Here is a 12,096-nt window from a genome sequence, read left to right on the forward strand (position 1 = left end):
CTGGCGGCTCCACGGCCGGCGGCTCGTCGAACGCAGGTCAGTCGTCGGACGGTTCGCCCGCGACGGTACTCCCGGCGCTCGCGGCGACGAAGCCGTCCTCGGTCGCCCGCTCGGCGACGTGGGGCTGGAAGACCCACGCACACAGCAAGACGATGGGGATCATCGTGGCCGCGACGACGGAGTAGCCGGTGTGGAGGCTCGGCATCACCGGTGCGGCGTAGACGAGCGGGTAGACGATCCCGCCGACCGTCCCGACGCCGCCGACGACGCCGGCGACGCTCCCGGAACTGTTCGGGAACATGGCCGGGACCTGCGCGAAGATCGCGCCCTCGGCGAACGCACAGCCCATCCCGACGACGAAGCCGGCGGCGACCGCGAGCATGACCTGTCCGGACAGTCCGGCCAGCGTCATCCCACTCATTGCCAGCACGATGAAACACAGCGAGACGAACGTCCACTGCTCGCGGTACCGGCCGGTGAAGACGGGCAGGATGTTCTTCTCCTTGCGCGCGAGCAGGTCACTGACGTAGCCGCCGAAGGGCCGCAACAGCCCGGCCGCGACCGAGAACGTCGCCGCGAACGTACTCGCGAGGACGAGGTTCTCCGTGTTGAACCCCTCGCGGTAGTAGGTCGCCAGCCAGCCGTTCATCGACAGCTCGAGGCCGAAGCTCATCACGTACGCCAGCGCGAGGACGACGGTTCCGTAGCGAGTAGCGGTGTGAAGCCACTGTTTGAGCGTCGCGCTCTCGGCGGTCGCCTGCCGGCGCTGCTCGGATTTGGCGGCCTCCCCGATCGTGTAGTAGACGATCGCCAGCAGGATCGAGACGATCCCAGTGTAGAAGAAGGCGGCCCGCCAGTTGCTCTCGAAGAGGGGGCCGCTCCACCCCTCGCCGAACACGCGAGGGAGGATCAACGCGCCGCCGGCGGCACCGGCGTTCCCGACGCCGGCATAGATCCCCTCAGCGGTCCCCAGGTGTTCCTCGTCGAACCACTCGGAGACGTGCTGAATGCCGATAACGAAGGTGATCCCCGCCGTCGCGACGATCAGCCGCGTGACGAAGAACACGCTGTAGGACTGGGCAAACGCCGACGCCATCGAGAACACGCCGACGTACGCCAACACGATGGCGAACACCGTCGGCGCGCCCCAGCGATCGGAGAGCCAGCCCGTCAGTATCCGACCGAACGGTGCGAGCCAGATCGCCGCGCTCGCCAGAATCCCGATCTCAGTCACCGAGAGGCCGAACTCCTCGGCCATCGGCCCGGTAAACGGCGCGAAGGAAAACCAGATGAGAAACGAGAAGTTGAACCCGATCGTCGCCAACACCAACGTCCGCCACTTGGTCATCTTGATCACGGCTGCTCACCTCCTGAAACGGTAACAACTCCTCTTTTCGATATGGATCTTAATAGCGCAGATAAGGGGACAAACCCTCCCAATATTGCCGATATACTCTTATCTGTGCTGTATGAACCGGTGAAACAGTCTACGTTCATCCACATGCTCTGCTCGAGCGAAACGCGACCGTCCGTATAAACCTACTTATTAGAACAACCCCATCTGTTGGGTCACTTCCCAACAGGTACGTCCAGTATTATTCCATATGTAGTTCTGACAAATGCAGACTATACGATCTTTCCATCGACATACAGAACCATAACGAAGGGCTGGTGGTCGATCGTCGACTTCCTGTTGCGGCCGACCCATCCCGGTCGGTTCGGGCGACGCTGGTGACGGGCTCTCCACTGCGCCCACGCCGGTGTCGTCGAGACACCGAGAAAACGACCGAGCGGGCGACTTACTCGTCTAAGTGTTCGATTCCCTTCTTCGAGACGTTCGCTTCCGTGATCTCGTCGGGCATCCAGTCGGGTTTGTCGTCCGGTGCCGTCTCCTCCCACGCCCAGCCGTCGTAGATGTGGACTTTGTCGGTCCCTTTCTCCCGCAGTCTGAGTTCGACCCGCTCGGCCGACTCCTCGCTCGAGCCGGGCTCGAGTCGCCGGGCCGCCTTGAGCGCCGCCTGCCGGGGGGTGTTCCCCGAGAAGACGCTCGATTCGTCGCCGCCCGATTCGCGCAGTGCAAAGTTTCGTTTCCCGTCTTCGCGTACCATGATTTTCGCCTCCGTGTCAGTCCAGCACACGATCCGACATAAAGATATCCCCACTAATCGACCGACTGCGTCGGTATCTTTAAGTGAGCAGCGGCCGCCACGTTTCCGCAGTTTCCGCGTCGACGGTCCCGCCACCGCGTGCGCCACCCGTCCGGGTCACGCTCCAAGGCGTCGAAAACACTTAAGTATATCCTACGGCGAAGTTCGGGATAGAATCCCGCGATGGTACGGAAAAAGAAGCTGAGTCCAAGCGGTGCGAAAGACGAAGACGGTAACTACCACAACGTCCATCTGAACCTCCACGAGGACGAACTCGAGGTCGCGGGCATGGATATCGGTGACGAAGTCTTCGTCCGAGTCCGGGACGGCAAGATCATCATCCAGAAAGCCGACGAGGACGACGTCGAACACGAGTTCTAAGACCCACCTTTTTACGCTTCGGGATTCGCTCGCTCCGCGAGCGAACCACTCAGCGCAAAAATCTGGACCAAAAAGGCCGCTCGCTCAGCCTTCGGCTTCGCTCGCGGTACCGTATCTGGGCCGCCATCGCGGCAAACCGCTAAACTGAGAAAACCGCCTTCTCTCAGCGCAGCGCCTCGAGGTCGAACTCGAAGGCCGACACCGGCACTTCGAGGTCGTGTTCGACCAGCACCTTCGGATGGACTTCGCCGATCACGCCGACTTCCTCACCGTCGATGACGACCGCCGCGGTTCGACCCGAAATGAAGGTCGGGTGGTCGGTCGGCGGCGTCTTGAGGTCAACGCCGAAGTTTCGGGTCAGCGCCTGGAGTCGGGCCTTGGCGTCCTCGTACCCGGCCTCGTGGTGGGCGAGGACGGCCCCGACGCGACGGCCTTCCGCGACGCCCGTATTCTCGCTCTCGTCGACGTTGGCCGCGAAGCCGATCTCCGCGAGGTTCTGGGGATAGGCGCGGTGGGTGTTTCGCTCCAGCACCATCAACAGCGAAGGCATGACCCACGTCCGCAGCATGGTGAAGTCCTCGCTGTAGGGCTCTTTGATCGTCGCGGGTTCGCCGGCCCCGTAGACGTCGTCACCGGGCAACACGTCGAGCCGGTCGTAGTTCTCCGCTTCGCTGATCATGTGGAAGTTCAGCAGGTCCTCGAAGCCCAGCCCGACGAGTTGCTCGCGGGCCGCTCGCTCGAGCCGGGAGCGCTCGTGACGGCCGCCGACGGTCCCCACGTCGGGATAGCGCGGGTCGAGGTCGTTGAAGCCATAGGCCCGTCCGAGGTCGTCGATGACGTCCAGCGGGTGGAGGACGTCGACCCGGTAGGGCGGGATCGTCACCTCGTAGACGAGGTCGCCCGCGTCGTTCTCCTCGCGGTCGGCCTCGAGCCCGGAGCGCTCGGCGAGGTCGATGACCTCCTCGGGATCGAGCCCGATGCCGAGGATCGTCTCGATGCGGTCGTGGGCGACCGTCTTCGTCTTCGTCGCAAAGTCGGGTCGGACGACCTCGTGATCCGGGTACTCCACGTTCACCTCCTCGATGGTGGCCCCGCGGGCCGACAGCGCGTAGCAGACGATGTTCAACATCTTGTCGATCGTCCACTGGTCGGTGCCGGTCATCTCGACGAACAGGTCACGGGAGTCCGTCGACACCTCGGTGCGCCGGCCGTTGATCACCGGCGGGAACGAAAACAGCCCGATGTCGTCGTAGATCGCCGGATACCGCTCGTACTCGCTGACGAGGTCGGCGTAGGTCTGGCCCGTCTGGTGGTCCTCGAGGACGTCCGCGGGCGTCATCTCCGCGTCCGAATCGAGGGGGACGAACCGGTCCTCGTCGGGCTCGAGGCCGACGTACTGGATGGTCGGATTACCTTCGGTGGCGGCAGTGCCTTTCAGCATCGTCAGGTCGTGAATGCCGATCGCGCCCTTCGCGCGCTTGCGCCCCATCGTCGCGTGGAGCTTCTCCTGCAGTTGGATGAGCGACTCGAGGGCCTCATCGTCGAGGTCGACGTCGCGGATCACCGCGCCCGTGACGTAGGGTCGCTCGTCGGGAACGGAGTCGTCGACTTCGATCGTCCACTCGGCCGAGTTCGGCGACGGGACGTGGATCCCCCGCGCGTCGCCGTACTGGTACCGCAGCGAGCGGGCAACGCCCTCGACGGAGAGCCGGTCGAGCCGGTCGGGCGCGAACTCGAGTTCGAACGCGCCCTCCTCGGTCCGGCCCTCGAACTCGAGGCCCAGCCCGAACAGGTCGTCTTTGAGTTCTTCGTCGCCTTTCTCCTCGCTGCCGGTCAGCTCGCGCAGTTCGTCGGGGTCGATGTCGACCGTGGGCATCAGTAGGTCACCTCCGTCTCGCGCAGCAGTTCCAGGTCACACAGCGTTCCGTGGATGTCTCGGATGTCCTCGAAGCCGTACATCAGCATGAGCAGTCGCTCGAGGGCCAGTCCCCACGCCATCACGTCGCATTCGACGCCCAGTGGCTCGAGCATTTCCTCGCGGAAGATCCCCGAGTTGCCGATCTCGACCAGCTCGCCGGTCGTCGGGTGGGTGCCGAACAGTTCGAAGCTGGGCTCGGTGTAGGGGTTGTAGTGGGGCTTGAACTGGATGTCCTCGATCCCGAACTGGGAGTAGAACTCCTCGAAGGTCCCCATCAGATCGCGAACGGAGAGGTCCTCGGCCATCACCCAGCCCTCGATCTGGAAGAACTCGAGGAGGTGGGTCGGGTCGAGCGTGTCGTTCCGATAGACCTTCTCGACGCTGAAATACCGCTGTGGGGGCTCGAGATCGCCGACTTCCTCGCCGGACAGGTAGCGGGTCGACAGCGAGGTGGTGTGGCCCCGCAGGGCCAGCGCACGAGCGAAGTCCTCGTCCCACGGCGAGTGATAGCCCTCGCCGTCCGGGCCGACGCCTTCCTTGTGGGCGCGCTCGACGCGGTCGACGAGGTCTTCGGGGAGGTCGTCGATGTGGGTCGGCTGCTCTAAGGCGAACCGGTCCCAGTGCGTACGCGCGGGGTGGTCTTGCGGCATGAACAGGCAGTCGTTGATCCAGAAGTCCGCGTCGACGTGGGGGCCGTCCATCTCCTGAAAGCCCATCCCGACGAGGGTGTCTTTGACCCGCTCGGCGGTCTGGCGCAGGATGTGGACCTTGCCGCCGTCGAAGCGCTCGGCGTCGGCCTCGACGTTGTAGTCGGCGAACTCGACGTCGTCCCACTCGCCGCTCGTCAGGAGTTCGGGCGTGACCTCGCCGACCGTCTCGCTGGTCTCGATGCCCGCCATCAGTTCGGTGACGGCGCGTTCGGTCAGCGTGACGTCACGAACCGTCGACTCGTGGCGGTCGACCAGTCCGCGACGCTCGAGCTGGTCGACGGTGTCCGAATCGATGTCGACGGCGTCGACCGGCGTCTCGCCAGCGTCGGCGAGGGCAGCGAGCGCGTCGGCTTCGGCGTCGGCCGCGGGGTCGGCGTCGGGATCGGCGGTGATCTCACCGCTGTCGATCGTGCCGTATCCCTTCCGCGCGTAGTTCGAGAGCGCAATGTCGACCTGCGGTCCCTCGAGCCCGGAGGAGCCGATGACTTGCCCCATCTGGGTCGATTCCTCGTCGGCGCCGGCCTCAAGGGCGGCCTCGTAGAGTCGTACCTCGGGGAGGGCGTCGCCGGCATACTCGACACCTTCGTCGGTGAGCGTCACCGTTTCGTCGACCCGCTCGCTGACGGCGACCAGCCCCTCGTCCTCGAGTTCGAAGACGGCCCCCGTGACGGTTTCGGGGGGCAGGTCGGTCGCCGCGGCGAGGGCGTCGACGGACGTTGCCTCGTCCGCGCTCGCGGCCTCTAGGACCGCGACCTGTTGTGATGGGAGTTGCATTCGCTTGGTTGAATGGCTGCGTGTCGGTCAGTTAGCGGTTCCGATACCGTGCGGGACGGGTCCCGCCGGCGTCGCGAACGGTCGGTTTCGCCGCGAGCGATCGATGTGACCGCTCTCGGGTCCACCGGCCCGGTCTCACCGGGCGAAGAAGAAACCGAATCCCGATCGCGGCCGCCGTAGCTGATCGCCGACACCGGCTTCGTGGGATTCGGGTGCCATACTCGGTGGCACTCGTGAGTGGGCAAAAACGTTGTGATACGTCTCACCACACCACCGTCGCTACTCGCCGGCCAGCCGCGTCGTCTCGAGATCCCCAGCGTCGACCCACTCGAAGCCGTCTTCCTCGGCGACGGCCGCCGCCTCGGACGGGTCGACCGGATCGCAGCCGTCGGCGTACTCGATGCGGACCGTGTCGGGGTCGGCGGCCGGTAACTCGGGGAGAAAGTCGTCGTCCTCGAGCAGCCCGCGGACCGAGACGTCCCCGCCTGCATCGAGCGCCGCGCCGAGCGCGCGGTAACGATCGGGCGCCGACGCACCCTCGATATCGGTTCCGAACGAGTCGTCGTCGATCCGCGTCCGCTCGCTGGTCCCCGAGAGCGTCCCGAACCCGTCCGAATCCGTCCCGGATTCGTCGACGGCCGTCGATCGATCGCCGGCTCGTGAGTCGTCAGTCTTGCTCGAGCGACCGGCTCCTCCAGTCTCAGCAGCACCCGCTTCGGCCCGCTCGTCGGGCCCCTCGCCTCGCCGCGAGACCGACGGGGTCCCCCGGAGTTCGAACCCGTCGACTGACGACGCTCGCGCCGTCGCCCCGTCGCTCGAGTCGGTCGCCGTCGCGCCCGTCGCGGGCTCTGCCTCCTCGATGAGCGCATCGACGCTTCCCGCCGGCGGCTCGGTACGATGCTCGCGCCGCTCGCGCGCCCACGGCGGCCACGGCCCGTCGTCGCTGCCACCGGTCGCGCCGGCGCTGGTCGCGGGCACGTACGCCTCGAGCCCGTGTTCGGGGAGCAGCGGGCGATCGAACGCGTCGATCCGCGGCCCGTACGACTCCCGGAGGCGCTCGAGGGCGGACTCGTCGACCAGCGCGGCCCGCCAGCGGTCGACGCCCGCGGAGAGCAAGACGAATCGCGCGTCGGTCCCCGCGAAGAGGTCCTCGGTGATCGTCCACAGGACGGCCGGCAGGTTGTCGGTCCCCAGCGGCGTCTCGGGGTAGGTCACGGTCGTCTCGCGGCTCCGACCGCGCGGATCGGTGGCGGTGAGTCCCAGTCCGTCGCCGGTACGCTCGACCGCCAGCGACCAGCCGACCGACTCGAAGACACCGGTCAGTGCCCGCTCGAGCGCGGCCGTCCGGTAGCGAGCGTCACAGGCGATCCCGCGGTCGCTCCGGGCGATCGTTCGGCGAAGCACTGCCGTCCGGTCGCGGTCGGTCGCGAACGCGTCGGCCAGCGCCGCCTCGAGGGAGCCGTCGCTCGACGTGGCTGCGGTCACGTCGGCCGGCGTGACGCCGAACGAGCCGAGGACGTCGGCGGCGACCCGCGGATCGTCAGTGGTCGGGAGGGCCAGGGCCATCGGTGGCTCCCGGTTCCACGAACGGGCACATATATCCTCGTCAGACGCAGGACAACGCATACGCGAGCCGACCGGATGGACGCGGACAGCGGTCGTCGGCCCGGAAGCGACGGGCAGCGCGCATCGCTCACCCCGCCGGCCGGCGGACGATGGTAACCCGAAACCGGCGACGGATGCCGGAGAACGAGATCGACCCCCGCGTTTCTGCCACAACTACCAAGCCGGTCGACTCGTTCTAGCGAAACGAGATCGGTGAGGGCCGGTACTGGTCGCGCTCGCGACCACAGCCGGGCGAACGGGGGAGTCCGAGACGCGCTGTGTTCGCCCTGCGGACGGACCTGATCGACGTTTCGATACGAATGACCGAAGCGGGACACGACGGGGAGGCCGGGGCGGACGATTCGACCGTCCAGCTACTGCTCGCTGCCGACGACCGTCGAACGAAGGTCCAGGCCCTGCTCTCCGATCGGTACGAGCTGGTGATCGGCGGTCCCGTCGCCGACGCGGACCTGTTCGTCGTCGACTCCGATCGCTTCTCCGAGTATGCCCCCTCTCTCCGGGAGCGAACGGCCGACCGACCGGCGTTTACCCCCGTCATCTTGCTTCGTCGCGATTCCCGTACCGACGACATCGCCGTCGCGGACCCCTCCGAGAGCGACGAGCCACAACTCGTCAACGCGGTCGTCGATACACCGCTCGATCCCGACCGACTCCGTCGGCGCGTCCACTCACTGCTCGTCCGACGCCACCAGTCGCGTACACTACTCGCTGACGCGACGACGGGCGACGAGCGATCTCGACAGACCCCCCTCGAGCGAGCGGCCGAGCGGCCGGCCCGCACCGATTCAGACGATACCGTCGATACCGCGGTCGATCTCCCGATCGATCGCGACGGCACCGGCCGGCCGGTAGCTGATGACCGCTACGAGGCGATCTTCAACCGGACGTCTCAGTTCACTGGCCTCCTCGAGCCGGACGGTACGATCCTCGAGGCCAACGATACTGCACTGGCGTTCGCCGGACTCGACCGGGACGATGTCGTCGGCCGTCCCTTCTGGGAAGCCGACTGGTTCGATCGATCGGCGTCGCTGCGTGAGCAGACCAAACGGGACGTCGAGCGGGCCGCCGACGGGGAGTTCGTCCGGCGAACGATCGAGATGCAGGGTACGGACGACACCGCCATCATCGACTTCTCGATCCGGCCGATCCGGGACGATTCGGGGGACGTGACGCTGCTCGTTCCCGAGGGACGTGAGATCACTTCGCTCAAGGAACGAGAACGGGACCTCCGTCGGTACCAGCGCCGGTTCGAGGCCGTCTTCGAGGACCCGAAGACCCTCGTCGGGCTGCTCGAGCCCGACGGAACGCTCGTGCAGGCGAACGAGACGGCGATGGCAGCCATCGATGCGGACCTCGAGTCGATCGTCGGCGAGCCGTTCTGGGACACGCCGTGGTGGCCCGAGGACGCGCGGGCCGACGTCCGCGAGTGGACCGATCGCGCCGCCGCCGGCGAGTACGTCGACTACGAGCGCGACCACGTCGGCACCGACGACACCTTCACCGTCACGGGGACGATCCGGCCAGTCACGAACGCCACGGACGAGGTCGTCTCGCTGATCGCCTCCGCCCACGACATCACCGAGCGCAAGGAACGCGAGCGGGAACTCGAGCGAACGAACGAACAGCTAGAGCGGTTCGCCAGCATCGTCAGCCACGACCTGCGGAACCCGCTGAACGTCCTCGCCGGCTGGCTCGAGCAGGCCGAAGCGACCGGGGACCCGAAGCCGTTCGAACACTGCCACGAGGCGGTCGACCGAATGGACCGGCTCATCGACGACCTACTGACGCTCGCCCGGCAGGGCGAGCAGGTCGACGCGATCGACGCCGTCGACCTCGAGCGGGTCGTCTCGGACTGTTGGCAGACGGTCGAGACGGGGTCTGCGACGCTTCGAACCGACGTCTCGGGATCGATCCACGCCGACGAAACGCGGCTCCGCCAACTCCTCGAGAACCTGTTTCACAACGCCGTCGAACATGGTTCGACGAGCCCTGCTTCCCACGCTCAGCAGGACGCCGTCGAGCATGGGTCGACGAATCCCGACTCGCAGGCTCATCAGGGTGACGTCGAATACGGCGGGTCAACGGTCACCGTCTCCGTCGGGCCGCTCGAGGACGGGTTCTACGTCGCAGACGACGGGGCGGGCATTCCGGCCGACGAACGCGAGCGCGTCTTCGAGAACGGGTATTCGACGGCATCCAACGGCACCGGATTCGGCCTCTCGATCGTCGCGACGATCGCCGAGGCCCACGGCTGGGACGTCCGCGTGACGGAGAGTACGTCGGGCGGCGCCCGGTTCGAGTTCACGGGCGTGACCGTCACGGACTGACCGAGCGGGGCCGGGGGAGTCGTTTCCCGTCAGCGACGCCGCGGCGACTCGAGTTCGATGTCGGCGTCCTCGAGCAGGCCTTCGACTTCTTCGCGTTTCTCCTGGTGGTCCTCGAGGAACTCCTTCATGAGCTGGGCCGCCTGTTCCTTGCAGTCGCCACAGAGTCGTTCGCCGTCGACACACTCGTCGTAGACGCGCTTGGCGAACTCGTCGTCGTCGCCGGACAGCAGGTAGGCGTAGAGTTCGTAGACGGGACACTCGTCGGCCTTTCCGCCCTTCTCGCGCTGTTCCTCGGCGGTCTCGCGGCCGCCGGTGGTCGCGGCCTTGACCTTGTCGTAGCCGTCCTCAGGGTCGTCCAGCAAGGAGATGTGGGAGGCTGGGATCGAGGAGGACATCTTGCCGCCGGTCAGCCCGGTCATAAAGCGGTGGTAGATCGAGGACGGCGGCTGGAAGCCGTAGCCGCCGTTGTCGACCTCGACCTCGCGGGCCAGTTCCTCGGCCGCGGCGCGGTCGAGGTCGAAGGCGTCGACGTGGTTCTCGTAGACTCGCTTTTCGCCCTCGACGGCGTCGATCAGGGCGTCGAAGGCCTCGTCGGTCGCCCGCCGGTCGAAAAACCGGGTACGGGGCCGGATCGGCTCCATGCCGGCCTCCTCGAGCTTCGTCAGGACCGAACTCAGCGTGTCGGCGTCGACCGCGAGTTCCGACAGCGGCGTCTCCTCGATCGCCTCGGCGACGTGGACACACCGCAGCTGGTCGTCGTCGAAGTCGGCGGGCTCGAGGTCCGCGTAGAACTCGGCCACGAGGGCACGCTCTTCGGGCTCGAGTTCGAAGCTGGCGTAGGCTTCCGAGACTTTGAAAAAGCGCATCCGTTCGGCCAGATCCCGCGCCAGTCGGACGTGGGGATCCTGATCCGGGCCGACCGGGATCACGGTCGGCTTGGGCTCCTCGAGTTGCGGGTAGAGGATGTCGGCCATCTGGGTGACGACCGACTGCATGTGCGAGACGTCGGTCTCGCCGTCGAAGCCGTAGATCGCCTGGAACTCCGAGAAGTTGGCGTCGGCACCGAGTTCGAACGCCAGGTCCTGCAGCTCGCGGTTAGTCGACTGCCGGTAGAGTTCGCCCTCCTCGGGGTCGAAGCCGAGCGCGAGCAGGGACAGGAGGTAATCGCGGGCGTGGTCGTCGATCTCCGCCCAGGACATGCCGCGGGCCGAATTCGCCTCGAGGTCGGCGATCAGCGCGTAGGCGTCGGCCCCCTGTTGCTGGTGCCAGATGATCTCGTCGAAGACCAGCTTGTGGCCGATGTGGGGGTCGCCGGTCGGCATAAAGCCCGAGAGGACCGCCGCCGGCTCGTCGTTCTGCAGCGCTTCGGCGACCGGCCGGTAGTCCCGGTGGCCGAAGATAACCCCCCGTCGCATCAGGTAATGTGGGTTCGGGACCTCCTCGAGGATCTCGTCGAACTCCTCGATGCCGAACTCCTCGAACAGCTTGCGGTAGTCGGAGACGCTCGAGGATCCCCAGGGGTCAAGCGCGACATCATCGGCACCTGCAGCCCCTCCATCCGTGAGCGGTTCACCGGTCGTCGGTTCCCCTGACTCGGACTCCTCGAGTGGGTCGTCTCCGGTCATTACCTGCGTTTTGGCGCGCCGGCGCGCAAAAGCCTTCGGCTTCGGCGCTCGCGCGACCGACTGACGGCTGAAGGGACGCGTTCAGGCGTCCGGTCGGGGCATCTCCTCGAGGTCACGGATCCGGGCCGTCTTCTCGACGGCTCGGTACTGCCGTCGCCACGCGTCCCGCGGGAACAGGCCGTTCCGGTCGAACAGGTCACGGGCCGCGTCGGTGAGTTCGTAGAACTTGTAGGGGTAGTCCCGAAGCCGCTCCCCGGGTTCGAACGTCCGTTCCCGGACGACGCCGACCGATTCCAGCGCGTCGAGGTGTCGCCGGATGGCGTCGTCGCTGAGCGGCGGATTCATGTAGTCCAACTCCTCGACGCTCGGGGCACCTTTCGGGTGGCCGACGATGTCCGCGAGGATGTCGGCCCGCTTCTTGTCGGTCGCCTTCTGGAGCGCCCGCCACGTATCGAACCCCTCGTCGGTAACGCGTCCCGTCCCTTGCGTCGGGTCGGCTACCGCCGTCTCTGGCCTCATACTCCCGTATTGGAGCGCCATCATCATAAACACTTGCATCTAATTGAGTCTGGTACCACAATTAGTTCC

General features: G+C 66.4%; 9 protein-coding genes. 2 read left to right on the forward strand and 7 right to left on the reverse strand.

The features are described from left to right. Window positions 1-37 precede the first annotated feature (37 nt). Entirely contained in the window at window positions 38-1,348 is a 1,311-nt protein-coding gene (locus tag NP511_RS11240) for an MFS transporter (protein WP_049965406.1), read from the reverse strand. A gap of 451 nt (window positions 1,349-1,799) precedes the next feature. Continuing rightward, on the reverse strand, window positions 1,800-2,108 hold the full coding sequence (locus NP511_RS11245; RefSeq protein WP_006183296.1) for a non-histone chromosomal MC1 family protein: 309 nt from the start codon (window positions 2,106-2,108) through the stop codon (window positions 1,800-1,802). A 222-nt stretch (window positions 2,109-2,330) separates the two neighbouring features. On the opposite strand from NP511_RS11245, the gene NP511_RS11250 reads away from it, so the two are divergent. Then, window positions 2,331-2,528: a SymE family type I addiction module toxin gene (locus NP511_RS11250; protein ID WP_006183297.1), complete on the forward strand. Its 198-nt coding sequence runs from the start codon at window positions 2,331-2,333 to the stop codon at window positions 2,526-2,528. A gap of 163 nt (window positions 2,529-2,691) precedes the next feature. Here NP511_RS11250 and pheT read toward each other — a convergent pair whose 3' ends face one another. The 3 genes from pheT to NP511_RS11265 form a co-directional block, all read right to left on the reverse strand. Further along, entirely contained in the window at window positions 2,692-4,404 is a 1,713-nt protein-coding gene (gene pheT / locus NP511_RS11255) for a phenylalanine--tRNA ligase subunit beta (RefSeq protein ID WP_049965121.1), read from the reverse strand. Beyond that, complete coding sequence (pheS, locus tag NP511_RS11260) at window positions 4,404-5,930, reverse strand: phenylalanine--tRNA ligase subunit alpha (RefSeq protein WP_049965120.1); 1,527 nt, start codon at window positions 5,928-5,930, stop codon at window positions 4,404-4,406. Before pheS ends, pheT begins: the two co-directional genes overlap by 1 nt. A gap of 279 nt (window positions 5,931-6,209) precedes the next feature. Next, window positions 6,210-7,496, reverse strand: coding sequence for a hypothetical protein (locus NP511_RS11265; RefSeq protein ID WP_049965119.1), 1,287 nt, complete (start codon window positions 7,494-7,496; stop codon window positions 6,210-6,212). A gap of 359 nt (window positions 7,497-7,855) precedes the next feature. Here NP511_RS11265 and NP511_RS11270 point away from each other — a divergent pair, with 359 nt between their 5' ends. Further along, entirely contained in the window at window positions 7,856-9,883 is a 2,028-nt protein-coding gene (locus NP511_RS11270) for a PAS domain-containing sensor histidine kinase (protein WP_233274323.1), read from the forward strand. A gap of 29 nt (window positions 9,884-9,912) precedes the next feature. Here the strand turns inward: NP511_RS11270 and NP511_RS11275 are convergent, their stop codons facing one another. Continuing rightward, a complete protein-coding gene (locus NP511_RS11275) occupies window positions 9,913-11,508 on the reverse strand; it encodes a tryptophan--tRNA ligase (protein ID WP_049965117.1) in 1,596 nt (531 codons plus the stop codon). 81 nt (window positions 11,509-11,589) lie between these two features. Continuing rightward, window positions 11,590-12,027 carry a helix-turn-helix domain-containing protein gene (locus NP511_RS11280; RefSeq protein ID WP_006648637.1) on the reverse strand — a complete coding sequence of 146 codons (438 nt, stop codon included), beginning with the start codon at window positions 12,025-12,027 and terminating at the stop codon, window positions 11,590-11,592. Window positions 12,028-12,096 lie beyond the last annotated feature (69 nt).

Origin of the sequence: Natrinema thermotolerans, assembly GCF_031165565.1 — an archaeon.
GTDB lineage: Archaea > Halobacteriota > Halobacteria > Halobacteriales > Natrialbaceae > Natrinema > Natrinema thermotolerans.